The organism is Paenibacillus tengchongensis (assembly GCF_008973665.1).
Taxonomy (GTDB): Bacteria; Bacillota; Bacilli; order Paenibacillales; family Paenibacillaceae; genus Paenibacillus_AQ; species Paenibacillus_AQ tengchongensis.
Genome location: NZ_WACP01000005.1, coordinates 319,906 through 345,178 on the forward strand (window position 1 = coordinate 319,906; position 25,273 = coordinate 345,178).

Here is a 25,273-nt window from a genome sequence, read left to right on the forward strand (position 1 = left end):
AAAGAGGGCTGTCCGTTGGGCAGCCCTCTTTGTGTTGCTCACGCCTTTGTATTCCCTTATCGTCCGCTCGCCGGACCGGCTTGCTGCCATGAGCTCAACTCATCAGCCGAAGATTCCCAGCGGCCCGCTTTCGGCAATCATCTTTTTCCATGAGGTCTGCTGCTCCGGATGGCTCTCCAGCCAACCTTGCGATATAGTGTACATCAGCAGCCGCCGGTAATTGATGAACAGTTCCAGCCGCGCCAGAAAGAGGGCATCGAGGTGATTCTCCCGCTCGTAACCGTCCATAAAATGCTGATAAAAGGACTTGAACGCGCCGAAATCCTGGAACGGACCGCTCATCCCGCCTGCGGGCGAGAACAGCAGAAACTGTGAGGCAATCGCGATATCATTGGCGAACCAGTGATAATTGGCCACATCAAAGTCGATCAGAATGACATTGCCGCTGCCGTCCAGCATAATGTTCTCAATATGGGGATCATTGTGGATAAACCCGAAGCTCTCCCGTGTTACCGGAAGCCGCTCCAGCTCCTTGCGCACCTCCTGCCAGCCCTGCTTCACTTCCTCGTCCTTGCACCAGTTGTAGAAGAAGCTCCATTCATCGCGCCAGTTCAGCACCTCGCCGTCCCCGTCCGGAGCATTGCCCTTCCATTTCGGGTAGCTTTGCGTGAGCCGGTGCAGCTTGCCGACCGTCTGTCCATATTTTATGTAGAAATCCTTGGTACGTTCTTCCCGTTTCGGTGTGTTCCCCGCAATCCGGTGCATCGTATACGCCGTCAGAATATGTCCGTCCGCTTCCAGCGTCTCCAGCAGGTTGCCATTCCGGTTGAGCACCGGATGAGTGATCTCCATCCCCTGTTCACCCAGAAAATAAACAAATCGGGTGCGCTCATCGATTTCTTTGAAGGCCCTAGCCTCATCTGCTTTCGGAATGGCCAGAATCTTCAGCACCATATCCGCGGAAGCGCCGGGGTCCCGGTAAGCATACAGCACGCCGTCCGATTCTTCCTTGCCCCCGCCGACATAAGTAAGGTCATCCATACGTGTTCCGAACCGGTTCGCCAGCGCTGCCAATGAAGCATCTGCAATTTGGATCATGATATTCCCCCTTAACCATGTCTCCGGCAACCGCGCAGCAAACATTCTCCTTCCGCCGGAGAGCTTGCCTAAAGTGTACCGCAGCCCGGCCCCAATGACCGGACATAAATTGCTGACTTGCTGTAAAGGCAGCGCTTGTGATTGCGGGGCGTTGCTTCATGATCTGGGGCTTGTTAGCTGCCTTTATTAATAATCCTTATACTCTTCATCATAAGCTCGATATCATCTTTGTTTCGATCATAAACGTCTTTATTCATGCGGATAATTCCGCCTACTGATCGCGATCTGTATCCAGGGAAATTATTGTCATCAAACACAAAATAAATATCGAGGTTATTGTCACTCAGATCCGTATAACTCTTCCCTTTTAAACCGCTGCCTGTGACGATTTCTTCCACAACGGTGTTCTCTCTGGCGTCCCAGGTAATGGTTCCGTTTTGGCCATAAACAAAGATTCTTTGCTCGGGATCATTGTCAAAAATAATTTCAACACCTGCCTGCGGCAATTCTTCCGGTAATCCTGTATCTTCAGGCTTGTAGTTCTCCATTCCATCAAGTGTATATTCCCAGGCATCGGGGAAATCGACACTGAAGTTGAAGCGTGAATTATCGTGAGTAATATAATTTTCGGGCTTGGTATAGCGGTTAGCGGATTCATTCCCCTGACAGCCTGATATACATAGACATGTGAATAACAACAGAAGCAGGGGCCGGCTATGTTTTACTCGCAGCATGCTTGATCGCATCCTTTTATTTGTAGTGAATTGGTTATGTTTCACTTCAAGAGCCAGTGAATGAATCATTCACTGGCTCTACAATCATTGTATGGCCGTTATCTTGTTTTATTGTGAATCCATTTTTGAAAAAAGGCATTTATTTTTCTGCTGGCAACATAGAGAGTTTGATTTAAACCTAGCAGAGTGTTTGTCCGTTATCAATGGTAAAGACTTGACCCGTAACCGAAGCCTGGGTCAGCTGAAAAATAACCGCCTCTGCCATATCGTCCGGAGTGGAAATCCGCTGCAGCGGGAGGTTTCCGGCCAGGCGAATCATTTTCTCTTCATGCCCTGCCCACCACCTTGTATCCACAGCACCTGGAGAGATGCAGTTCACCCGGATATCAGGAGCGAGCGCGATAGCCAGCGACCTTGTCATGGTGTGTATAGCGGATTTCGTAGCTGCGTAAGGGATAGAGGAGCCGATTCCGGTAATTCCTGCCACACTGCCCATGTTCACAATCGCCCCCGACTTTTGCTTTTTCATATAAGGGACAACCGCTTGTACACAGTGAAACATCCCTTTTACATTTACACTGAACAGAGAATCCCACACTTCATCCGTCGCTGCCTCTAAGTTATCCATCGCGATCTGGGCAGTAATACTCGCGTTATTGACTAAACCGTCAATCGTACCGTAACGCCCGGCTATGCAGGCCGCTAAAGCATCGACTTCTTGTTTGCTGGCTACATCCGCCTGGTAAGCGAAGCCGGTGCCGCCCCTTTTTTCAATCTCAGAAACAACCTCATGTGCCTCTTGTTCAGACCGGCTATAATTCACCGCAACTTTTGCGCCTTTAGCCGCCAGCTTTAAAGCCGTGGCTCTTCCCACTCCCGTTCCGCCGCCCGTCACGAGAATCACTTTATCCTGCAAATCCATTGCACTCATCCCCGCCTTCATTTGGATAGGTTCATTATACTTTTGCATGGTTGTGAGGTATAATTCGGAAAAATAAAGAGGATATCATTACAAATGATACCCGTGGAGGCAATGCGGTATGGAAAGTCATGATTTAAGGATTTTCAAGCAGGTTGCCGAGCTGAAGTCCATTTCAAAGGCTGCCGGAAAACTGGATTACGTGCAATCAAATATCAGCCAGAGAATCAAGAGCCTGGAGGAAGAGCTGGGTGTCCGGTTATTGATACGCAACAATAGAGGAGTAACCCTTACTGAAGAGGGAAATCAATTCCTTGAGTACACCCGGCAGATTTTGCTGCTGATGGATGAAGCCAAATCGGCGGTCAATCCGGCAAAATGGAAGCATTCTTTGGCGATAGGCGCAACCCAGACAATTTCCGCGCTCCGCCTTCCTGAGTGGCTCTCTTCGTTCCTGCGAGATAACCCTATTGATGTAAAGCTGAGAACGAATTCTGCGGAACGGTTACAAGAAATGCTCTCTTACGGAGAGTTGGACGGCATCTTTGTAAATGGTCCTTATAATAAGGCACTGTTCGAGCCGGTATATACTTATGAAGAGAAGGTTGTGATCATTTCCCCTAAGCTTCATCCGGGTCAGGAGCCTCTCAGGCAGACTTTACTCATGAACAGCGATACGGGCTGTGTGTACAGAAATAGACTGCTCGATATCTTTAAGGATGAACATATGCAGAACCGGGCGGTGATGGAACTGGATTCCCTCGAATCCATTCTGCAGGCGGTGAACGACGGGCTGGGGATCAGTGTCATTCCGGCAGATATCGCCTATAGCCGCAAGGAACTGCAATCCATTCAGTACGAGGAGTTATGCGAACCCGTTAGAGTTACCTTCTTGATTAAACTTAGGAAGACACAATCCCAGGTCTTAAAGAAATTCATCCGTTTCTTGGAGGAAACCCGAATAGGGCAAAGTTAGCCCCCTACCTCCCTTTCCGGTAAAACAGCGGGGCATGCCCCGTCACCTCTTTAAACACCCTGCCGAAATGGGTGACGCTGCCAAAGCCGACCTTGGCGGCAATCTGATGGACCTTCAGCGCTGATGACTCCAGCAGCTTCTTCGCCTCCTTGATGCGGACGCTGTTCAAATACTCCACGAACGTAAAGCCGGTCGCTTCCTTAAAAAAACGGCTCAAATAATACGGGCTCACATAAAACTGTTCCGCCAGGAGTGACAATGACAGCTCGTGCATATAGTAGCTGTTGATGTAGCGGACAACCCCGGAAATCCGTTCATGCATCGGGCTGGGCGATTCCAGCTGCTCCGTACGGGTATCCGCGATATGGCGGCAGCAGATAATCAGCAGCTGCAGCGCCAGCGTCTGCGCATACATCTCATAGCCGGGCTTCATCTCCTGCATCTCCCGAATAACCCTTTGGGCCAGCGTTCCGATCGCCAGCAGCTCCTGCAGCGGACAGCGGGCAATGAGGTAATCATGCTCGAAGAGCGGCTGCAGTACATCCGCATAAGCGCCGTTGACCGCAGCCATATGGCTCTCATGGATATTAACGACCAGGCGTTCATGTCCCGGCAGCTCCGTATTGGCCGTCCGGTGCAGCACATTCGGCGCGATCAGGATCACATCCCCGGCGCTGACCACCATCGTCCGGTCTTTGATGAAGAATTCCCGCTTGCCGTCCATTAAATAGAAAATTTCATAGGTGCTGTGAAAATGGCTGACCGGCATGTGATGGCTGCGCGCCTTCCGGTGGGAGACGGTAAACGTCCCATCACCGTTCTCATAATGAATATCTGCCACTGGTCGTCCACCTTTTCTGCATTTTCTTTTATTATAACCTTCCAGGCGATTGCCGCAAGATATAAGAAGAAACAAAGTATTCTAGCAAAATATGTACATTTTCTTGTGCTACTATAGCCTTAAATCCAAGAGGGAGGCAACCATGAAAATGAATGTATCCGAATCAAACCGCGTACAGGAACCGCATACTGAGCTTAGCCCGATCGACTGGGCGGAGAAGGCCTGCGAAGCGCTGATGGCCAAATTTGAACCGGAGCTGCTGCCGCCGGACCGCTTCCATTACCATCAGGGCGTCTTCCTGTCGGGGATGGAGAAATGCTGGCGGGCGACGAAGAAACCGCAGTATCTGGAGTATCTTAAGGCATGGGTAGACAGCCAGGTGCTTCCGGACGGCAGCATCAAGCACCATAACCCGAAGGAGCTGGATGATATCCAGCCGGGGGTTCTGCTGTTCAATCTTCTGGAGCAGACGGGCGACCGCAGATATGAACAAGCCCTGCGTTACCTCGTACCGCTGATCCCGGCAATGCCGACCAATCCTTCCGGCGGCTTCTGGCATAAAGAGCGTTATCCGAACCAGATGTGGCTGGACGGATTATATATGGCGGGACCGATTGCCGTCCAGTACGGCGAAGCCTTCGGCGCACCCGAATACTTCGACCTGATGGCCTGCCAGGCCCTCCTGATGCACAAGCATACGCTCGACCCTGCTACCGGGCTGCTGTACCATGGATGGGATGAGACCAAGGAAGCCTTCTGGGCCGATCCGGCCACCGGACAGGCGCCGGAGTTCTGGGGCCGCGCCATCGGCTGGTATCCGGTTGCGCTGCTGGAAATGTTCGAGCATATGCCGGAGGATCACAAAGACAAGCCGGCGCTCGTGAGCATTCTGCAGGACCTGCTGGTTGCCCTGACCCGCTATCAGGACGAGGCGACCGGCTTATGGTACCAGGTGATCGATAAGGGAGACCGGCCGGACAATTGGCTGGAGAATTCCTGCACCTCTCTGTTCGTTCATGCCATCGCCAAGGCCGTGAGGCTTGGTTATCTGGACGCCGGATATCTGAAATACGCCTGGAAGGGCTATCAGGGCGTCATCGACACGCTGAAGTTCGACGAGAACGGCCATGTGGTGATCGGCAACATCTGCATCGGCACCGGCATCGGCGACTACGCCCATTATATCGCCCGCCCGACCAGCGAGAACGATCTGCACGGCGCAGGCGCGTTCATTCTGATGTGCGTCGAGATGAGCTTGGTCGAAAAGGTGCAATTGTTCGGTGAAAATAAAGTATTAGACTGAACGCTTTATATTAAATAAGAGGTGCTTGAATTCATGTAGCGAATTAAAATTGGTGAACATGACCATCATTTAATGTCGTTTGTCCTGTTACAAAATGTACATGTTTTCCATTTCCGACTGGAATCGCTTGCCCAGTAACTCCTGCAAAGCGATGATTATGTCGATCAGCGCCTTCGTTCGCCGCGGAGTTGTGCGTATAGTCGAAAGGCAGGAATCCTCACGGCTGTCCAGGTGTTGATCTTTTCTCCCTCCCCAATCAAAAACTTAGGAATGCGTTTGTCAGCCTCATACAAATTCCACAATTCATTTAAGTTCATAAGAAAACCTCCCTTTAGAAGCTATTAATTCTAGTTTGCTTCTAAGGAGAGGTTTTAATCTGCATGCTGTATAAAACTATCGTTTCCTGTTAGCGCAATCAATCACTCGATCTCACCCATACATTAAGCGAACCTACAGTTGTCCATCCCAATTGAAGTGTTGCTGTAAGACCATCACCTCGTTCGTATCCCACCATGGGTAACCCCGGGAAATCAAATGCGACTATTTTATGAATGTCAGACCACACATTATCGTTGTTAACACTTGAAAATACGTTGGATATCCCCACAGCATTTGCACCTAAGCTAGCTATAAATCCGGCCACTTCACCCTTTTTCTTATTTAAATAAATTTTTACATCAGGGCGCTCTAAAAGTTCGGGTCTAATCACATTTTCGGATCCATGGACGGATGTCCAATCTGCTAGATCTTTTTCTGTTGTGACATGGCACCATCCCGGTTGAACGGGCTCCAATTTAGCTACCGGAGCATGATAGATCCATTCGGCTGTAAATAACATTTCAAAAGCAAAAGGTGACATATCGAGATTAGCAAAACTATCTTTGATGGAAGATATATCTTTATTACCACCAATGATGTCCATTACCTCATCAATAGTTACACACCTGTTTGATGTAATTAAGTCCGGGTAAAACGTCGGCGCTTTCGATGTTGTCCTCCAAATATGGTTACTTGAAGTTGCAGTAATACCGTGCGTCTCGCATACTATTCCGCACCAAACTATATTATTTAATATGGCTGTAACAACCTTTTCACCCATGATCGAATCCCCCCGCCTTTCTGAAACTCCGACAGTTCTTATTCCGAATATGATTCATTCCTGTACGTCCGTCATTGGGTGATTGATCTGATTTACGTTAATCCGCCCGTTAGCTTAACAACGAAACAACGAAACATTTGTAGACAATTCAGGAAAACCTGCACGACTCCATAACCAAAGTGGTGTATGAACATCGATTGGTGCTAATCCGCTACCTAACAGCGCTACTTCCCATATTTCAGCAACCCTTTGCCTATCCTCTGCCGAGCCGTTTAATACTTCGGAAGTACACAATCCTAATTTTACGGTTGCTTGTAATATATGTGTGTCAGGAGCTACTGTAATAAGGTTACGAGATCTCCACTTAACTGCTGTATAAGACTCCAACACATATAACCAGTAATTAAAGATTTTAGGTCCAGAAAGATAAGGAAATTCAGACTTCCTTTTATTCTGTATTATGTTTTTTAACACCGCTATATCGAAGTTAACAGAATCAATTAGTCCAAACACATCACCTCTATGAGAAGAATCGACAATACCTTTCGATACCTTTTTCCATATTTCCGGGTGACGATTTGGTTGTAGAGCAACTCGGTGATAAACCAAAACAGTTCGCAAATCATCAATACTGTTTTCATAGACTAAACGTGGATTAAAGATCCACCTTGAATTATTATTGTTATACGTATGAAGAATAGCCTGCCATAAGGCGTACGAGTTTCTTTGATAATTTAAAGACATTCCAAGAGTTAGCACGTTCATTAATTCTTCATTGGGAACAACACCTAATAGAACATCCTCAGGCATTACTTCACCGCCAAGATGACCTTCGGAATGCATTTGTAACAATAGCTTTACGTTCTCGAGAAACTGATCATGTGTCATCGGCATGTTTTCCCCCATGTAAATTTCTATAAGTATTTTACCATGGTGCATCCATCTTTTGGGATTACTACCTATAGAAATCATGATCCTACCATTACGCAATCCTGCCCATTAGCTTAATGAAGCGTCTACAACTATATTTTCTGAGTCTATAGGCTTTGGCATGAACCGATTCAGTTCCTTTGCCGGGACCCCGGTATATAAGGAGCGCACCCATACGTGGAGCGCTCCTTTCTCTTGTACCTGCGTGGGATATCTTTGGTGAACACGCTTCCGGCGCCGATGATGCTGTTCTCGCCGATCTGACACCAGTAAATGATACAGCCAGCGTGTGCCGTTCTAGCTGGCACAGGATGTTTTGATTACTTATCGGGTATGTACAAAAAATGCGGAGCCGGAAAGCTGTCAGGCTGCCGTCACCGTATAAGGAGTGGCCTTTCCGCGGCGCAACGCGTATATCAGATACAGGCCGTACGCCAGATAGATGACGTTAAGTACAGACACAACCAGGACTTCATGGCTCTCAATCGCCGGATTGGTCATCTGGGCCAGTGCATCGAACAGGAAGTGGAACAGGATCAGCGGCACGATCCGGCCGGTAAGCTCCAGCAGCAGAGCCAGAATGAAGCCGATCAGCAGCGCGTTAACGATCTGCAGGGACGTGCTCAGTGCATCCTTGCCGCTGAGGGCATTGGCCATATGCAGCACTCCGAAGAAGAGCGAGCTGAAGACGATGAAGAATCCGGCGCCGCGGCTGCGCAGCTTCTCGCGCATGATCCCCCGGAATACCGCTTCTTCGGTATAACCGACAAGAGCCGAAAAGACGAGCACGAGCAATATCTTCGCCGCAGTCAGCTTGGGATCGAAACCGCCCATGACCGGCTGCACCAGCGCGATAACCAGCAGCGGCAGGTAATACAGCGCTTTGCCGTCTTCGCGGATATCCCATTTGCCGAATCCGAAGGCTGCCATGCTGCGGTCCCTTTTGCGCATATACAGGGTTACGCCAACGCCCATGGCCAGAAACGCCAATCCCTGGGCAATCATGATGCCGTTGTCACTAAGCTCCATAATCGTCGCGGCGGCGGACGCGATGCTCATCAGCATTGTCAGCACCAGGCCGATCATGAAACAAAAACCAATTTTTTTCATAAAATCCCTCCCTGCCGGGAGTATACAGGAAATCCCAACAGAACAGAAGCCAAAGTCTTCCAGCTTACTAATTCAGCAGCACTGCTGGACCACCCATACCTTGCTGAAATCCCTCTGCAGCAGATCCTTCTCCGTAATCCAGAAGTACAGCCTGCCGACATCGCCCCACATCATTCCGCTCTCCTCCTCGGAATCCAGCTGAAATAACAGCTTCCAGCGGTCAGCTTCAGGCTCCAGCAGCTCCCGGCGCGGATCGTTGTAGCCGGTGGCATCTCCGCAATAAAGGCCGTCATTGACCAGCTGGCACTCCAGCAGCATGTCGCCCTGGATAGAATCGGGATGCCCCAGCAGCTTATGCACATAGCCTGAAGCATCGTTAAGCTCCCGTACTTTCCCGTACATTTTCCAGTAGCGTTCCCGTTCTTCCGCAGTCAGGTTCAGCCGGTGTATAAGCAGCGATTCCCCGTCCGGCAGATCGGTCTGTCTGGAGAAGGTGAATCTGGCTGCCGGGAAGGAGCCCGCCTCCGTAATCTCCGTCGGCTCATCCTTGCGCTCCAGCTCCTGAAGTCCCTCCGTATAAAGCACGCTCCATCTTCCCCGGTCTCCGGGATCAAATCCCCACGGCTGTTCCACCGCATCATAGAAGAAGCTGAGCAAGCCCTTGCCGGGAAGCTTCGTTTCGCCAAGTCCGGCAGCCTGGTCCAGATGGATCTGGGCGAGAAAATGCAAAGACCGGCCTTCGTATTGCGGCCAGTGCTCCGCTTCAGGCAGATCCGGCCGGCCGCCAAGCTTGGAGCAGCCGATGCCGATGAGTTCGTCCTCTTCTTGTTCAGTCCGCAGCCGGACAGCTTCCGCAGCATAAGCGATGATCTCCTGTTCGATCCGGTCCAGTCCGTACGATTGCAGCAATTCAATTACAGCTTGGTCTGCCATTCCTCTTCACTCCTGTCCGAAATTAATAGTACATATCCCAGCCAACAATCAATACGGCAAAGAGCAGTCCGGTAAGCCCGGTCAGGATATAGACGGTCTTGCGGAAGCGTCCGCCGTCTGCCCGCCTAAGCTTGAGCGCCAGCAGAATCACATAGGCTGCAGCCAGAACAACATAGAGGATGTTCAATATCAGGTGAATCAGAATTGCCGAATATGCCGTGTAATTTATGGTCCTGTAAACTAAAGCGGCGAGATTAGCGGTCACTATGACGCCGGCGGCATTCATCCACAGGTGATGCTTGGTGAAGCTTGGACCCATCTGCGGTTTAGCTGGTGTTTTCATTTTACGGAATATCCATTTAATGAGTTCGCCAAGCAGCGCCACCACATTATACAAAAGCCCGATGCCCAGAACGAACAAAGAGATTGTGGCGATATGCGCCGTGAAATTTGAAACCTTGTAATAATCCCCATAGGTATTGGAGGTCTTCACGACCTTTCCTGCTTCCTGTGAAAAAACCTGCACCCCCGAATGGCCGACAGGGAGATATTCGTACGGTGCGGTCTGAATGAAGCTAACGCCGTTCTGATCTTTGTAGAACTGGCTGTTGACTTTTGTCACTGTAAGGAAGTTAGTCATAGTCAATATTTTGGCATAGCCGGAGACCATTCTTCTTGCGCGCAGATACACCCCTTCCACTTCAGCCACTTCCGGCATCTGACCGGTGTAGGCTTGTGCGGCGGATATGCTGGCACCAAAGATTTTTTCGACAAGCCCGGTGTTATATACTTCCTCGCCATTCTGGTTGGTCATCACCACCATTCCGAATCCGGAAGCGGGATCGAACACAAACCTGCTGGAAAATCCGACGGTATTTCCCCCATGCTCCAGCGCCGGAACCGCATATTGGTTAATGAAGAACCCGTGTGCGATGCGCGGAATGGAGGTACCGTCATAATTCAGACTTGGCGACAGCATTTCCTGCAATGTCGCTTCCTTCTGAAACAGCGGACCGGCACCGCCGCCGGCCGGCATCAGCGCCGCCAGAAATTTCGCCGCATCTCCCGCCGTTCCAATCGCAGCGCCTGCAGGATAAAGATTTATAAAGCCTCTGTTTTCAGGCATATACTTCAGGCCAGTTGTGTAGCCCCGGATGCTGTTCCGGGCCTCTGCCACTGCCGGATTATCGTGCTGTGCCGGATGAATGGCTGTGCGCTCCATACCCAGCACGTCAAAAATATGCTCCTTCACGTATGTATAGAACGGCTTGCCGCTTTGCAACTCCACAATATAGCCTGCCAGTGCGGCCCCGTAGTTGGAGTACGCCACCGTCTCTCCCGGCCGGTACACCTGCCCCGGCTCAAAGCGGTCCAGCGCCTCTCCCAGTTCAAGCAAATCCGTCTCGGAATTGTAATACATATCCGTGATCCGGTCCTGAAAGCCTGCAGTATGGTGCATCAGGTTCAATAAGGTGATCGGATCATCGTATTTCAGCTTGCTCAGAAAGCCCCCGGGAAGATATTCGCGGATATCGGCGTTCAGATCGAGCTTTCCTTGTTCCACCAGTTGCATTACACTGGTCCACACCAGCAGCTTCGTGCATGAACCCCATTCAAACACTGTATCCGCATTGGCCTCCGTCCCGTGTTCCATATCGGCCATGCCGTAGGCTTTGTCAAAAATTGTCCGGCCCTCATTAACGTATGCTACCGCTACGGCCGCTGTCGTCTTCTCATTGCTCCGGACAAACAGATCGGTCACCGTCTCCAGTAAAGACAACGCTGTCCCGGACGGCATAGTCTCCTTCACTCCGTCTTCCGCATACACAGGCACTGCTGCCTGGCTCAGTACAAGTATAGCGGCCAGCAAGCCGGCTACTAATGGCGGGCGGAGGAGCTTTCGAATTGGCCTTCGCATGGTATTCCTGACTGAATTGCGTATCCCTATCACTTCTGTCAACAACCCCTTCTGGTAAATAAATAATTTTCCACTCCTGCTATATATTCCATGAAGATAGGCAATAACCCTGCCCTGCCCTGACCTATCATCAGTCTAGCGCGGTCTGCATGAACCGGAGCGGGCGGGCACACGGCAGCGCTTGATTCCGCAGTGAATATTTTTTCCTCCTTCCTTTAACAAAATGTGACCGGACACCGTCCTTAACAGTGTTATAGGTAAAGGAGGGCAGAGCAACATGCAGCATTCAAGCATGACCCGGCCGGAAACTCATGTGATGAAGAGCTTTGAAACATATGGCAGCATGCTGTTCCGCATTGCCATGGCCCACCTCGGAAACCGGGAGGATGCGGAGGAAGCGACACAGGATACCTTCATCAAGCTGATGGAAAAAGCACCCGATTTCAAGGACGCCGAGCACCAGAAGGCGTGGCTGATCCGGGTGATCACCAATCACTGCAAAAGCATGCTGGGCAGAAGCTGGCGTAAGCGCGAGATTAAGCTTGACGGTGCAGAGCCGGCTCTAGCCGCAGGTAGGCCTGAGGAGCTGGAGCTGCTCCAGCTCGTGCTGTCGCTGCCCGTAAAGTATAGAGCGGTCATCCATTTGTATTATTACGAGGATGTTCCCGTCCAGGAAATCAGCAGCATTCTGGAGATCAGCGAGTCCGCGGTGAAGATGAGACTTCAGCGGGGACGGCAGCTGCTAAGACTGGAACTGGAAGGAGCCGAAGTGTAATGAAAGAGCAGGAGTTTCGCACAAAATACAAGAAAGCGGTGGATTCGATGACGCCAAGTGAAGAGATGAAGACAAGACTGGAAGAACAATTGAATAGCCGCGGCAAGCACCCCAAACGCCCGCGCAAGAGCGTATATATTGCAGCCAGCATCGTGCTGGCCGCCGGCATCGGATTATCCGCTCCGGCGGTATGGAAGCAGATGAACGGATCGGGGCCGGCTTCCAGCGAGGTAGCGCTTGTTACACCGGGCACCGGCGGCGGCAACGCAACCGGAAGCGCCGTAGTGATTCCCAAGCTGGAATTGCCGGATATGAGTTCAGGAGCGCAGATGAACATGATCGCGCTGGTCGTGTATCAAGGCAACGTCTATACCCAGGCGACCACCCGCATCGATGCCGCCGATGCAGCGGCGCTGCGCGGCGACAAGCTCGGCCGCACCACCGGCGGCATTGATGAATGGAGCGGCGAGGACGCCTATATTGAGCTGGCCTCTAATATCGGCGAGACGGACATCTACGCCGTGAAGGGCTATGACACGAACTTCCGGATCATGTCTTATACAGAAGTGGACGGCCAGGTGTTTGCCGAGCTCTACGAGCAGGCCAACGGCATCACCGTCAGCAGCGGCGCCGACCTGATCGGCAAGCTGAACCTCGAAGGCCGCATCGCCTCGGCACAGTGGGAAAGCTTCGCCAGCTGGAACAACGGCCTGCAGCAGCTTGCCCCGCTGGATACCGGCGAAGCGCTGGACAGCTTCGTGGCAGCCCTGCTGGCAGCTCGGCCGCTGGCCGCCGAGCCGCTGATGGAGCAAGGCATCTACGACAGCGAGGACCGCAAGGTGGTCTATCTGACGCTGGAGGATCAGACCCGCGTCGAGCTGACGCTCTTCGGCCAGGGCCTGGTGCGTTACGGCAATGCACAGGTGTTCTTTGAGGTGGAGCCGGGGGCGTTTCAGAACTTCTGGGAGAGCATGAAGTAGATTAGACGGCTGCGGTCAGTATAAGTCAGCAAAGCTAAGGGCCATCCTGCGCCGGATGGCCCTTAGCTTTGTTTATTGTCCGTTATTTACGGAGTCCCACTCTTGAACGGATCTGCTTCTCTTGATTTCACTTCAATTAGAATAAACCCGGCTATCCATGCATTCGTTTCAGTAAATGGACCATCCGTAACCACCGGAATTCCCCCCGGTTCTGGAAACGAAAGACGAATGCCATTTGAACTTGGATGAAGACTAGCCATAACCCGCGCGCCTGCCTTAACTTACTCCTCATTGTACTCCGTCATGGCCTCAATGAGCTGTGAGCTCGGGAGATTTCCGGCTTCCGAGTTCTTTGTGGCTTTGACAATAAGTAAAAAGCGTATGATCCTCACCTCCTCTTTTTCGAGATAGATCCAACGATTTCAGCAAGAAACTTTAATGAAATTCCCATTAGAAGCACAACTTGCAGCTGCGGACACTGCAATCAGAAAACGCAGGCGGCACTCTAGCTTTAAATTTACCCTGTTAGGCAGGATTTGCGATATAACCTGTAGAAGCCTACCGTTAATCAAAAGAAAAAACCCAAAGGAAGGTAAACCAAATGACAGTTAGTGAACTTGGAAAAATACTCGGTGATATGTATCGAAGCGCTCCTCACGGTTATCAAGTTGCAAAGATTCACTTGTTCGGCGTAAAGTATGCGCATGTCATCCTCAGAAATGATTTCAATGTAAAAGAAATTGTTTCCGCTTCGGGGATTAGCCTATCATACGCCACAGAAGTAAGCAAAGGAATCAAACTTTCTGAGTATGTTGTGCCCAAGGAATAGGTAGGGAGGATAGTGTGACTATCACCCTCGGGGATACCAAACGTTGAGAATTTTCATGCATTAAACTAATGTATTCAGAAAGGTGGAATACCTTTGCCAAACATGAACTGGACTGTACTTAACACATTACAACTTGGGAGATACGCAGAATACTTTGCCAAGATGGAATTTGCATCATACGGACTCGAGGTATTTTCTTCAGAGGTAGATGATCGGGGAATAGACTTTATTGTGAAAGATAAAATGGGTCGATTCTCGGAAATCCAAGTCAAGTCATTAAGAGGAACTGGGTACGTTTTTGCCCAGAAGAGCAAGTTCAATATCAGTAATCCTAATTTGTACTTGGCACTCTTAATTTTCAAAGAAGGCCGAATGCCTGATTTTTTCTTAATTCCTTCTGCGGCTTGGGAGGTCCCTAACGAGGTGTTTGTGGACCGTATTTATGACAAGCCTGGACAAACAAGCAAACCGGAATACGGGATCAATATTTCTAATAGAAATTACGACATTCTGGAGATTTTTAAATTTGAAGAATCCATTAAAGACTTTTTATCAGCGCCAATAGAGGCGTAAGCTGGACAAGAATCAATCTGGCATGCCGCGAACTTAACGGATGATTTAAGGCATGATGTACATGCTACCTCCATGAAAATTGCAGATTATGCTTACTAACTTTTCCCCTTAAAGACCGATTTACTATGCAGTCAAAGTTTAGTTCGATTTCCGCACACTAATACTGCCGTTCTTACGAGGTTTCAGCACACTTATTGGATTATCGCCACTTAAATTGGTCAAATCGGCTTGGAAATCAATTCTCATCCTTATTAAGTAGCGATTTTCCAACTAGATGAGTGATAACACCTGCATGGATAAAATTAGTTGGCGATTATCCACCTAATACCATGACCGAGCCAAGTCCAAGGTCTGTGTGCGCGGACATCCCCAGCCCTTATGCTCCAGTAAGTGGGTCCATAGCTGCAAACTGATGCGGCCAAGGCACTAACATGTAGCGGGTTATTAGAGTTTCTTCATTTTGCCGCGCATACTGCAAAACAGGGCAGCCCATCCCGGGCTGCCCTTCAGTGTGTATCGCATATTTACAGCTACCTGCTACCGCACCGTCACAACCATCTTCGCGGTGCGGGTCTCCCCTGCTGCATTGCGCAGCACGGCTACGTACTCATAGGTTCCCTTAGCCTTGCCCGAAATGGCGGTTACCGCCGACTGGGCGCCCGGTGTGCGGGCCTCCAGGCTTTGCGAGTCGACCAGGACGCCGTTCTCATAAAGCTCATATTCGGTAGCATTCGTTCCCCACCACAGGTTCATGGTGACCTTGAAGCTGCCGTCACCGTCCCAGTTGTCGTTGGAGAGCACCGCTTGCCCCGGAGAGGCATCCGTAACGGTGACCGTCAGCGGCGCACTCTTCGTTGTGCCCAGTGCATTGATTAGCTCGCCGGTATAGACATAGGTGCCGTTCTTCTTGCCGGCAATGTCGATCTTGACGGATTGGGCCGATGGCGACTGGTCAACCAGCGAGACCTCCTTCACCAGCTCGCCGTTCTCATACAGCTTGAAGCGGCTGCCGTTATTGCCCCACCACAGATTCATTGTGACAGTGTAATCCCCGTCTTTCAGTCCTGTGTCGTGGCCGTTGTTGTCAGACAGCACCGGCATGCCGGGAGCGCCGCTCGCCAGCGGTGTCGCTTGGCTCAGCCAGGACGCCCACTTGCCCAGTGCAGCTGCCTGCTCGGCTGTGAACACAGTTCCGCCGACAGCGCTGACGTCATTGCTGTAGGCTGCCAGCAGCTGCCGCACCTTCGCGCCTTGATGCGCAGTCGCGGCCTGTTCCGCCTCCAGCAGCTTTGCGCTCAGCTGTCCGGCAACCGCTGCTGCATCCGGATCTGCCGACCCGGCGGCAAAGCTGTGCGTCAGCTCCGCCAGACTGGCGAAGGTGGCCGTAACGCCGAAGCTGAAGTCAACGGTCTGCGTATGACCCGCCAGATCGTATACTTCTGCGGTTACAGTATTCAGTCCCGGCTCCAGTGTATAGGCCGGAGCACTCAGCACTACGCCGCCCGGCGCCGGTACACCGGATACCGAATCGGAGGCTGTATAACCTATTTCCACTTGCTGGTCGATCGTGTATTCTGTCTGCCCTTGAATCTCAAGGGCTGGAGGTGCAAGATCGATGGCTACGGACAACGTCTGTTCGTTCTCCTTGTTGCCGTCCACATCGACGCTCCAGTACGTCACGGTGTGGCTGCCTTCTTCACTCAAGGTCAATTCGGTTCCGCTTACCGCTTCACCGGCGTTGACCTTGTAGTATGTCGCTTCGACAGCGGAATCTTCATCAGCCGCGGTAAACTTCACTTGCACTGCCGAAGTGTACCATTCTCCCTGCGATTCCCCTTCCACCGCTGCGGTTGTATGCGGCGCCTTTCCATCCGCCGGCTCCTCTTCCAGAGTCACCAGCTCGGACAGCGGAATATTCAGCTCCTGCACCAGCCTTGCCACCATTTCAGATACCTTGATCGCACCATTCATCTGCAGATGGGTGTTGTCCTCGGTCGTGCCTACCCACATGAAGATGGATTTGGTGCCTTCAGGACCGAGCTCCTGGAAGTACTCCCAGCTTGCTTGGTTAAGATCTACCAGCAGGGTGCCGGTTTCCTGCGCGGTCTCTTTCATGGCCTTCACATAATCCGGGAAGCTCTTGTTCAGCACGTCTCCGGTGAAATCACGCCGGTTCACAGGAGTTACCAGGACCGGAGTGGCCCCCCGCTGCAGCGTGCCGTTGATATAGTCCTTCAGATACACCTTGAATTGCTCCGGTGTCAGGTATCGTTCCGGACGCGATGGCGTGGAATCATTATGGGACCATTGCATGAACAGATAATCCCCTTCATGAATGTCCAGCAGAATGTCGTTGAGATATCCGCCCACGAGGAACGTTTTGCTGCTTAAGCCGCTGACGGCCCGGTTATCGATACTGATCTCATCCAGGTCAAAATAACCGCCCAGCGTTTCGCCCCATCCGGCCTGCGGACGGTAGCTCTCCGCATAATTGGCTACCGTGGAGTCGCTCGCCAGGTAAAGGACAGGCTGATCGCCCGCACCATTCTCCGGAAGACGCTCGATCGTCAAGGCATTGATCTTCGGCGTGCCGCCGGAGAAGGCAAAGTCGAACACCCCATCGATCAAGGCAATATCGTATGTGACTTCAGTAAACTGGCCTTTGGCCACCGTGGTCACCGGCATTTTCGGCATTTGCTCAATGGTCACGCCGGTATTCGTCGATTCCTGCACGTCGCCTACAGTCATTGTTACACGGTAATTGGCCGGTTCCATTTCCACAAGGAAGGAGGTACCGTTCACACGGGTGAAATCCTCGGTCAAGGCATCTCCGGTTTCCCGGTTCTCATCCTCCACCAGAGCGGTGTCGGCAAAGCCGTAGCCATTGCCTTCCAAATAGGCCCGCTTAGCGTCAACCTTCATATACCCGTCCGCTGTGCTGCCGGAACCAAAATCGAATTGGTACTTGCTGATCTCGCCTGCGGGTTCGCTGGTCAGCGAGTCTTTAGCCACCGTCAGCATGTTAAAGACATGATCGACCTGGGCCTGCGTCGCTTCTGTGCCGATGAGTGCCTCAGCCGCTGCCAAAGCTTTGTTCAGCACGGTTACAGACGCTTCGGTATAACCCGACAGATCGAGTGCTTTTACCTCATCACGCAGGGCAATCAGCGCCGTCTGATCTCCCGCCTCCTGCTCCAGCTTCGTGCCTTCAATCTTTACATTGTCAATCTGCGTAGTCCAGTTCAGCGTGCCGCCGCCGCCTTTTCTCGTACCGAGGAAGCGGATGGCTCTTACATTATTGGTGTAGACGCCCGGATACATTTCGATATCCTCGATCGTCTGCGTGAGGCTCGGATTCGCCAGGCTCGTCAACGTCAAGTCGATCGTCTTCTCGGCAAAATTAATCGTTGCATCCACATTGACCCACTGGTTCTTCGCAAGGGTTGTAGCGGTTCCGCCTTCCGGAACAGCTGTGCTTCCGGTCCCATAATCAGGCGTATACGGGCCGGAATAATAATGGATTTTCGTGCCCGGATCCGTTGTGCCGGTCTTCGTAAGCAGCGTGAGAATAATATTCTCGTTCGCGTCCTGCAGTGTCAGATGGCCTTCCGACGGGAAGGCGCTCACATTGCCCGAATGCCAGTCGAAATTCACATGAACAATGTCCCCGTTCACCGCATCGAACAGACGGAACACCTTGGCCCGGTTACCGGACCCCGACCCGGCGACAGACAGGACTTTGTTTCCGCTCTGGTCTACAACCGTTCCTGCCATCGTACCGGCGATGCCAGTGGCATTGACCATCGCATATTCCACAGCGGCCTGATCGCCTTCAAAGTCTTCCTCGTAGACCTGAATTTCCGGTTCCGGCTCCGGCTCTTCCAGGTCCGGATCAATTACAAACGGCGAGATGCCGAGCTCCAGCTCCTTTACCGCTCCCGCAACCAGTCCGGCGATGACCTGTGCACCGTAGCCGCTGAAATGCGTATTGTCGTTCACGCCGTTCGGATACTTCGGATACTCGCCCGGATTGGCATACAGGAAGAGCTTCTCCGTAGCCGCCAGACCAATCTTGTCGTAGTAGGCAATGCTCAGCTGGCTCAAATCAATCAGCGTAACGTCCAGCTCCTCTGCCACTTCCTTGGCTGCCTGCACATATTCCGGGAAGCTGACATTAAACTCCTGGGTAATTGTATTGAAGTCTCTGCGCCCTACCGGAGTAAGCAGCACAGGCATTGCGCCGCGCTGAATGGCACCGTTTACATAACGGGCCAGATAGGTTTTGTAATCCGCCGGTGACGCATACCGCTCCGGAATACCTGCGCTGGCATCATTATGGCCGAAGGAAATAAAGAAGTAATCTCCCGGCTTGATCCGCTGCAGAATGCTGTCGAGACGGCCGTCCACCATGAACGACTTGCTGCTTCTGCCGCCGATCGACTCATTCTGGACCACGACTCCGTTTGCGAAATAACGCCCGAACTCCTGGCCCCAGCCTTCCTGCGGCGCCTGCATGTCGCTGTAGGACTGCATCGTCGAATCGCCGGCCATATAAATGGTCGCAGCTGCTCCCGGCGTCTTCTCCGGGTATTTCTCAATAAGGATTTCCTGTACATCAATGGCTGTGCCGGAGAAAATAAACTCCAGCTGACCGTCTACCAGCGCAACATCATAGGAGTAGACCTTCGGTTCTCCCGCGTTAACGCTCGTCGCAGCCAGTTTCTGAACGAACTCGGACTTGACGCCCACATTGGAGGCGCGTGTTTCATCCCCCAGCTTCAGGGTTATTTTGTAGTTGGCATTCGGCAGGTCTACGGCGAATTTAGCATTTTCCGGAAGGGTGGCGCTGCCCGCACCCACCGTAATTCCGCTCGCATTCTCGAACCCGTATCCCGCTTCCGTTGTATATTGGGTATCCTGCACGGCGGTTGTACCTGCTGCCGGATCGGTACCGAAGCCAAAGTGATAGACCGGCTGCAAAGCTTCTTCACCACCCGTAAGCGTCAGATTGGCCTTGGGGAATTCGGTCGCTTCTGTACCGAGATAGAAGCCCGTGTGCGGCGGCTGGTTGTAGCCGACGTTCTGCCAGGCGATGCCCAACCGGTATACCGGGTCCTGCATCAGCGTAGGAATCCGGTAGCTTGTAGGAATGGTTGTTGTATACAGTCTATATTCCGAGCTGTCCTCGCTGCGCAGCAGCAGCTCCTCGCGCCAGTCACCCAGGATATCTCCCTGCAGGGCCGGATTGCCCTTGGTGTGATTGTTCGTCAGGGTGCCGGTTGCCCGGAAGTTTTCCTTCAGCTGCTTACTCTCATAATCCCATTTGTAAACAAGCGGAATGCCCTTGGCTGCACTGTTGTCCCACTCGTGGTCGAACAGCTCGCGCTGCAGGTCTCCGTCCCACCAGATCGCAAAGTTGGCGCTCTTCGGCACTTCGTCCGCTTCATAAATGACTTCTCCGTTAGCCGCATAAACGCGGGACAAGGGATCCATTTGTCCATCGACAATGGTGCTGGCCCAGGATTCGTATCCCGGATAATTCGGGTCGATATCCGCCGACATTCCGCGTCCGGTATCTTTCCCGGTGTACTGCCCCCAGAGAATGTCCCCTGTCGCGGCATCGCGCATCTCCAGCCCGTATTCGGCATTCGAATGCTCATGCACGCTGACAATCTGGTAGCCGTCCCGGTTCGGGTCGAGCCTGCCGGCATGCATGGCATCGCCATGACCCAGTCCGGTGCTGTACATCAGGCTGCCGTCGTCGTCGATGGCCAGGGCGCCGTACATGATTTCATCCTTGCCGTCGCCGTCGGCGTCAAGCACACTTAAGTTATGGTTACCCTGACCTTCATATTGCTGGCCGGCATCTTTCGTATCAAACGTCCAGCGTGGAACCAGTTGCCCGCCGGTATAGTCGTAGGCTGTCAGCACCGTGCGGGTATAATAGCCGCGAGCCATCACTACGCTTGGCTTCACGCCGTCCAGATAAGCAATGCCTCCCAGGAACCGGTCGACTCGGTTGCCGTATCCGTCGCCCCATGAGCTGACATCGCCTCTTGGAGGGATGTAGTCAACGGTAGAAACCGCCGCACCCGTAAGTCCGTCGAACAGCGTAAGGTATTCCGGGCCTGTGAGGATATATCCGCCGTCGTTGCGGTAATCCTTGCTGCCGTCGCCGATCACCTTGCCTTGACCGTCCTTAGTGCCGTCCGCTGTCTTCACGACCACCTCGGCTTTGCCATTGCCGTCCAGATCATACACCATCAGCTGCGTGTAATGCGCTCCGGCCCGGATGTTGACACCCAGATCAATCCGCCACAGCTTCGTTCCGTCAAGCTTAACGGCATCGATATAGACGTTGCCGGTATAGCCAGCCTGGGAGTTGTCCTTCGAATTGCTGGGGCTCCACAGGAAGACGATCTCGTATTCACCGTCGCCGTCCAGGTCGCCTACTGAAGCATCGCCGGCATAGTAGGAGTAGGTTCCGCCGTCCTTGGTCCGGCCGTCAGCCGGTTTGTCCAGTGGAATCGGCAGATAATTATTGTGCCAGACCGGTACCGTCGCCGGCTGCATCTCTTCCTTGCCGTCAATGACGGTGGATATCTGATACTGGGAGCTGTCTGCGCCGGTCGTATCCACATAATTCGTAGAGCCGCTGATCGGCGCGGAATTCACCTTATATCCGTTTTTGTATACATTGAAAGCGATTTCATCTGAGTCCGTATTTAGATATCTCCAGCTAAGATACACGCCGTTGTCAACCAGAACCGCAATCAGGCCGCGGTCCAGGTATTCTGCCTGCCGGGCCGGCAGACCGGAGCCAGACGCTGCATATCCCGGAGCCGGGGGAACGATAAGGGAAAAGAGCATTAGAAATGCCATACAGAATGCAACCATCGGTTTTTTGATGGAGACAGCTTTTATACCCATCTACTTAACTCCTCCTATTGACCTAAAATTCATTTTAGCAATCAGGGGAACATCCGGACACCTAACCAGCATTACCTGCGCACATCCGTCTTTCTGTCTTCATCTGCGCTAACTACTCCCAGGCCTTGAGATCATCCCCTTTCCCTATGAATGCAACACATGACTTCCTCCGGGTGTACTGCATATCCGGGCATTTCTGCATATTTAGCAGGCTTGATTATACTGGTGTAAACGTATGTGCCAAGCCCTGCCTCCCAAATATGCACAGAGTGTATCAAATAATGGAATAAAGTTCCCCGCGTTTGAACGCAAAAAAAGCGGAAATCCCGCTTTTTTTGCGTTTATTTCATTTTGAACTATATGAGTTCATTTCCTGCTAAACATAATACATGCGTACCATGATGTCCTGATTGTAATTGCCGAAGCCTTTGCCGTAGAGTGTAAGACCTCCCCGCCGGCGTCCCTGATCCTCTGCCGCGATGCGGAAGGTCCACTTCATCGCCCCCGTGTCGATATCCCCGAGGCCAATGCCGGATATTTTCTGCCCGTCCACATAAGTGCCGTCCTTCTTAATCCGCAGCACCTTAAGCAAGCCGTATTGATTGACATCCGCATGCCACCATTCCGGTGTCAATTGCCCCCGCTTCTTCCCGAAATCGCCCGGACTTGTCCACACCCCGAGCAGTTCGCCATTAAGCCAGAAGCGGATGTCCGAAGGCCAGTTCTCATTAAATCTTGGCGCTTCCGAGCCAAGTTCCAGGGAAATTTCAATCTCATGCAGTGCCTCGTCATTATGCAGATAATTAGGGATTTTGTACTCCACCCAGCCTTTGGCAAACCACAGAATGCCTGCATCCACCCGCTTCGGGTCCATAAAACAGGCCGGATTGTCATACTGGCCGATAACGGACTGGATCGTTGCAAGTCCGCAGGTCGGCCAGGCTTCATAGTCGGTGTACTGTCCGATCGGTAAGGATAGCTCATGGAAGGACAATGTCTCCGGACTGGCGGGAGATAATTTGACCTGCATATACTCAGTCCGGATATAGCACATCTTGTAGGTTCCGCCTTCTACCCGGACCATCCGGCTTCCGACAATGCCCGCTTCCTCAAGCTTCCGGATATGGCCGCTGACAACGGCGCTGCTGAGATACAGCTCGCCCGCCAGTTCCTTGACATGGCTTTCTTTCTCAAACAGCTTGTCGATGATCTTCAAGCGCACTTCGCTTGCCAATGCTTCATACACGCGAAGCGAGTCGGTATTTGTGGTGAGCTGCATGTTATCAACCCCTGTTGAATTATGTATTATACGAATCCTGTAATTAAGATTTGTTTATTAATCCCTATTATGATACGAATATATTAGGAATTCAATTATAATCGATTAACTTATATACTAATCCTAATTGGAGGTTATTCCATGACTATTCGCTCCACCATGCTTATCGACCGCAACTTCACCGTATCCGCAGTAGATCCGCGGATATACGGTTCCTTTATCGAACATCTGGGCCGGGCGGTATACGGCGGAATTTATGACCCCGGCCACCCCGAAGCAGACGCTGCCGGCTTCCGCCGGGATGTGCTGAAAGCCATCCGTGCGCTGAACGTGCCGATCATCCGTTATCCCGGCGGCAACTTCGTATCAGGGTACAACTGGGAAGACGGCGTCGGCCCGAAGGCGGAGCGCAAGCGTCTGCTGGAGCTGGCCTGGTGGACGACCGAAACCAATGAAGTCGGCACCAATGAATTCGCCGATTGGGCCAGGCTGGCCGGCACCGAAGTGATGATGGCCGTCAACCTCGGCACGCGCGGGATGGATGCCGCCCGCAATCTGGTGGAGTATTGCAATCACCCTTCCGGCTCCTACTGGAGCGATCTGCGCATCGCGCACGGCTACCAGGAGCCGCATAAGTTCAAGACCTGGTGCCTTGGCAATGAGATGGACGGTCCCTGGCAGATCGGTGCCAAGACCGCTGTCGAATACGGCCGCCTGGCCAATGAGACTGCCAAGGTGATGCGCTGGGTCGATCCGAGCATCGAACTGGTAGCCTGCGGCAGCTCATCGCGCGGCATGCCGACCTTCGCCGACTGGGAAGCTACAGTGCTGGACTTGTCGTATGACCAGGTCGATTATCTCTCCCTGCACGCCTATTACAACAACAATGCAGGTGATACCGCGAATTTCCTGGCCAGCTCCCTTGATCTCGACCGCTTCATTGACAGCGTGACGGCCGTATGCGACTTCGCCCAGGCCAAGAAACGCAGCAACAAGAAGATCATGCTCTCCCTCGACGAATGGAACGTCTGGAAGACGGTCGGTACCAGCCGTGCCAATGAACGCTGGCAGATCGCTCCGCCGGAATTCGAGGACAATTACAATCATGAAGACGCCCTGGCTGTCGGCTGCTACCTGATTACGATTCTGAAGCATGCCGACCGGGTCAAGATGGCCTGCCTGGCGCAGCTGATCAACACCATCGCCCCAGTTATGACCGATACGGGCGGCGCACTCTGGCTGCAGACGACTTATTATCCGTTCCTGCATGCCTCCAATTTCGGCAGAGGGACCGTCCTTCTCTCCAATGTCAACGCGCCGAAATACGATTCGAAGGACTTCACAGATGTCCCTTATCTTGAATCGGTAGCCGTGTTCAACGAGGAAGAGGGCCAGCTGACCATCTTCGCCGTGAACCGGCATCTGGAAGAAAGCATGACACTGAACATCGATGTCCGCAGCTTCAGCGGGCTGCAGTTGATCGAGCATATCGTCATGGAAAGCGATGATTTGAAGGCGGCCAATACTAAGGAGGACCCGAACCGGGTGCTTCCGCGAACCGGCGGCCAGACGAAGGTAGATCAGGGCGTGGTGACCTCCCAACTGAGCCGGGCTTCCTGGAACGTAATCCGGCTGCAGGCGGTTAAGGGGTAAGCGGATGCTACGTGTTCAAATTATTTAGTTGGAAAATCGCTGCCTAATTTCACCTGTATGGAGCTTACCGCAAATCTAGTTAGATAACCGCCACTTAATATAGAGGCCAATCCATGATTACACCAATATTGGCCGAATTAAGATGCGATAATCCAATTAAATATTTCAAATCGGGAAAAACAGCAAAATTAGTGTACGAAAATCAAACTACATTAAGTTGAACCTTCAGTAAAAAATAGCCGGGCAGCAACTCTTCTATATATTAGAGAATTGCTGCCCGGCTCTTTGGATTCACTGCTGCTAATTCTCCAAGGTTATGCGCAAGGGAAAGCATCCGGCCTCCAGGGCATAGGGTAGCGTGTTAAGCTGTCCAACAAAAAAAAGCTTTCCTGT

At 52.0% G+C, this 25,273-nt stretch carries 18 protein-coding genes and 2 pseudogenes; 7 read left to right on the plus strand and 13 right to left on the minus strand.

Annotated features, from left to right (window positions below):
* Positions 1-102: 102 nt before the first annotated feature.
* The 3 genes from F1381_RS11225 to F1381_RS11235 form a co-directional block, all read right to left on the minus strand.
* A complete protein-coding gene (locus F1381_RS11225; protein WP_187355293.1) occupies positions 103-1,098 on the minus strand; it encodes a phosphotransferase enzyme family protein in 996 nt (331 codons plus the stop codon).
* A gap of 173 nt (positions 1,099-1,271) precedes the next feature.
* On the minus strand, positions 1,272-1,832 hold the full coding sequence (locus tag F1381_RS11230) for a hypothetical protein (protein WP_151734930.1): 561 nt from the start codon (positions 1,830-1,832) through the stop codon (positions 1,272-1,274).
* Between the two features lie 178 nt (positions 1,833-2,010).
* A complete protein-coding gene (locus tag F1381_RS11235; RefSeq protein WP_151734931.1) occupies positions 2,011-2,754 on the minus strand; it encodes an SDR family NAD(P)-dependent oxidoreductase in 744 nt (247 codons plus the stop codon).
* A gap of 118 nt (positions 2,755-2,872) precedes the next feature.
* Here F1381_RS11235 and F1381_RS11240 point away from each other — a divergent pair, with 118 nt between their 5' ends.
* Positions 2,873-3,727: a LysR family transcriptional regulator gene (locus tag F1381_RS11240; protein ID WP_151734932.1), complete on the plus strand. Its 855-nt coding sequence runs from the start codon at positions 2,873-2,875 to the stop codon at positions 3,725-3,727.
* A 4-nt stretch (positions 3,728-3,731) separates the two neighbouring features.
* Here the strand turns inward: F1381_RS11240 and F1381_RS11245 are convergent, their stop codons facing one another.
* Positions 3,732-4,568 (minus strand): helix-turn-helix transcriptional regulator, encoded by an 837-nt coding sequence (locus tag F1381_RS11245; RefSeq protein WP_151734933.1) that lies wholly within the window; start codon positions 4,566-4,568, stop codon positions 3,732-3,734.
* 142 nt (positions 4,569-4,710) lie between these two features.
* On the opposite strand from F1381_RS11245, the gene F1381_RS11250 reads away from it, so the two are divergent.
* Positions 4,711-5,871 carry a glycoside hydrolase family 88/105 protein gene (locus F1381_RS11250; protein WP_246187989.1) on the plus strand — a complete coding sequence of 387 codons (1,161 nt, stop codon included), beginning with the start codon at positions 4,711-4,713 and terminating at the stop codon, positions 5,869-5,871.
* Between the two features lie 43 nt (positions 5,872-5,914).
* Here the strand turns inward: F1381_RS11250 and F1381_RS11255 are convergent.
* From F1381_RS11255 to F1381_RS11280, 6 genes and pseudogenes are all read right to left on the minus strand, one after another.
* Positions 5,915-6,052, minus strand: a pseudogene (locus F1381_RS11255) (YmaF family protein); the annotation flags it as partial.
* 234 nt (positions 6,053-6,286) lie between these two features.
* Positions 6,287-6,970: a hypothetical protein gene (locus F1381_RS11260; RefSeq protein WP_151734934.1), complete on the minus strand. Its 684-nt coding sequence runs from the start codon at positions 6,968-6,970 to the stop codon at positions 6,287-6,289.
* Between the two features lie 114 nt (positions 6,971-7,084).
* A complete protein-coding gene (locus tag F1381_RS11265; RefSeq protein WP_246187990.1) occupies positions 7,085-7,876 on the minus strand; it encodes a hypothetical protein in 792 nt (263 codons plus the stop codon).
* Positions 7,877-8,263: 387 nt separating this feature from the next.
* Positions 8,264-9,010, minus strand: a complete 747-nt coding sequence (locus tag F1381_RS11270; protein WP_151734935.1) for a CPBP family intramembrane glutamic endopeptidase — start codon at positions 9,008-9,010, stop codon at positions 8,264-8,266.
* Between the two features lie 72 nt (positions 9,011-9,082).
* Positions 9,083-9,943 (minus strand): YwqG family protein, encoded by an 861-nt coding sequence (locus F1381_RS11275; RefSeq protein WP_151734936.1) that lies wholly within the window; start codon positions 9,941-9,943, stop codon positions 9,083-9,085.
* Positions 9,944-9,965: 22 nt separating this feature from the next.
* Entirely contained in the window at positions 9,966-11,813 is a 1,848-nt protein-coding gene (locus F1381_RS11280; RefSeq protein ID WP_187355294.1) for a serine hydrolase domain-containing protein, read from the minus strand.
* A 325-nt stretch (positions 11,814-12,138) separates the two neighbouring features.
* Between F1381_RS11280 and F1381_RS11285 the strand changes: the two genes are divergently transcribed.
* The gene (locus tag F1381_RS11285) at positions 12,139-12,636 is read left to right on the plus strand and encodes an RNA polymerase sigma factor (RefSeq protein WP_151734938.1); all 498 of its coding nucleotides are present in this window, start codon (positions 12,139-12,141) and stop codon (positions 12,634-12,636) included.
* Entirely contained in the window at positions 12,636-13,616 is a 981-nt protein-coding gene (locus tag F1381_RS11290; RefSeq protein ID WP_151734939.1) for a hypothetical protein, read from the plus strand. The genes F1381_RS11285 and F1381_RS11290 overlap by 1 nt, the downstream gene beginning before the upstream one ends.
* Positions 13,617-13,732: 116 nt before the next feature.
* On the opposite strand, the pseudogene F1381_RS28800 reads toward F1381_RS11290, so the two are convergent.
* A pseudogene (locus F1381_RS28800) lies at positions 13,733-13,999 on the minus strand (YciI family protein); the annotation flags it as partial.
* Between the two features lie 218 nt (positions 14,000-14,217).
* Between F1381_RS28800 and F1381_RS11300 the strand changes: the two are divergent.
* Complete coding sequence (locus F1381_RS11300; protein WP_151734940.1) at positions 14,218-14,445, plus strand: HTH-like domain-containing protein; 228 nt, start codon at positions 14,218-14,220, stop codon at positions 14,443-14,445.
* A gap of 102 nt (positions 14,446-14,547) precedes the next feature.
* Entirely contained in the window at positions 14,548-15,018 is a 471-nt protein-coding gene (locus F1381_RS11305; RefSeq protein WP_187355295.1) for a DUF4365 domain-containing protein, read from the plus strand.
* 537 nt (positions 15,019-15,555) lie between these two features.
* Here the strand turns inward: F1381_RS11305 and F1381_RS11310 are convergent.
* Together F1381_RS11310 and F1381_RS11315 are read right to left on the minus strand one after the other, a co-directional pair.
* Positions 15,556-21,948, minus strand: coding sequence for a rhamnogalacturonan lyase family protein (locus tag F1381_RS11310; RefSeq protein WP_151734941.1), 6,393 nt, complete (start codon positions 21,946-21,948; stop codon positions 15,556-15,558).
* Positions 21,949-22,324: 376 nt separating this feature from the next.
* Positions 22,325-23,227: an ArsR/SmtB family transcription factor gene (locus F1381_RS11315; RefSeq protein WP_151734942.1), complete on the minus strand. Its 903-nt coding sequence runs from the start codon at positions 23,225-23,227 to the stop codon at positions 22,325-22,327.
* 141 nt (positions 23,228-23,368) lie between these two features.
* On the opposite strand from F1381_RS11315, the gene arfA reads away from it, so the two are divergent.
* Positions 23,369-24,880 carry an arabinosylfuranosidase ArfA gene (gene arfA / locus F1381_RS11320; protein ID WP_151734943.1) on the plus strand — a complete coding sequence of 504 codons (1,512 nt, stop codon included), beginning with the start codon at positions 23,369-23,371 and terminating at the stop codon, positions 24,878-24,880.
* Positions 24,881-25,273: the final 393 nt, after the last annotated feature.

Coding starts and splice junctions, on each gene's coding strand:
- F1381_RS11225 (WP_187355293.1), bottom strand. CDS start 1,098: ATGATCCAAATTGCAGATGCTTCATTGGCAGCGCTGGCGAACCGGTTC.
- F1381_RS11230 (WP_151734930.1), bottom strand. CDS start 1,832: ATGCTGCGAGTAAAACATAGCCGGCCCCTGCTTCTGTTGTTATTCACA.
- F1381_RS11235 (WP_151734931.1), bottom strand. CDS start 2,754: ATGGATTTGCAGGATAAAGTGATTCTCGTGACGGGCGGCGGAACGGGA.
- F1381_RS11240 (WP_151734932.1), top strand. CDS start 2,873: ATGGAAAGTCATGATTTAAGGATTTTCAAGCAGGTTGCCGAGCTGAAG.
- F1381_RS11250 (WP_246187989.1), top strand. CDS start 4,711: ATGAAAATGAATGTATCCGAATCAAACCGCGTACAGGAACCGCATACT.
- F1381_RS11260 (WP_151734934.1), bottom strand. CDS start 6,970: ATGGGTGAAAAGGTTGTTACAGCCATATTAAATAATATAGTTTGGTGC.
- F1381_RS11265 (WP_246187990.1), bottom strand. CDS start 7,876: ATGGGGGAAAACATGCCGATGACACATGATCAGTTTCTCGAGAACGTA.
- F1381_RS11270 (WP_151734935.1), bottom strand. CDS start 9,010: ATGAAAAAAATTGGTTTTTGTTTCATGATCGGCCTGGTGCTGACAATG.
- F1381_RS11275 (WP_151734936.1), bottom strand. CDS start 9,943: ATGGCAGACCAAGCTGTAATTGAATTGCTGCAATCGTACGGACTGGAC.
- F1381_RS11285 (WP_151734938.1), top strand. CDS start 12,139: ATGCAGCATTCAAGCATGACCCGGCCGGAAACTCATGTGATGAAGAGC.
- F1381_RS11290 (WP_151734939.1), top strand. CDS start 12,636: ATGAAAGAGCAGGAGTTTCGCACAAAATACAAGAAAGCGGTGGATTCG.
- F1381_RS11300 (WP_151734940.1), top strand. CDS start 14,218: ATGACAGTTAGTGAACTTGGAAAAATACTCGGTGATATGTATCGAAGC.
- F1381_RS11305 (WP_187355295.1), top strand. CDS start 14,548: ATGAACTGGACTGTACTTAACACATTACAACTTGGGAGATACGCAGAA.
- F1381_RS11310 (WP_151734941.1), bottom strand. CDS start 21,948: ATGGGTATAAAAGCTGTCTCCATCAAAAAACCGATGGTTGCATTCTGT.
- F1381_RS11315 (WP_151734942.1), bottom strand. CDS start 23,227: ATGCAGCTCACCACAAATACCGACTCGCTTCGCGTGTATGAAGCATTG.
- arfA (WP_151734943.1), top strand. CDS start 23,369: ATGACTATTCGCTCCACCATGCTTATCGACCGCAACTTCACCGTATCC.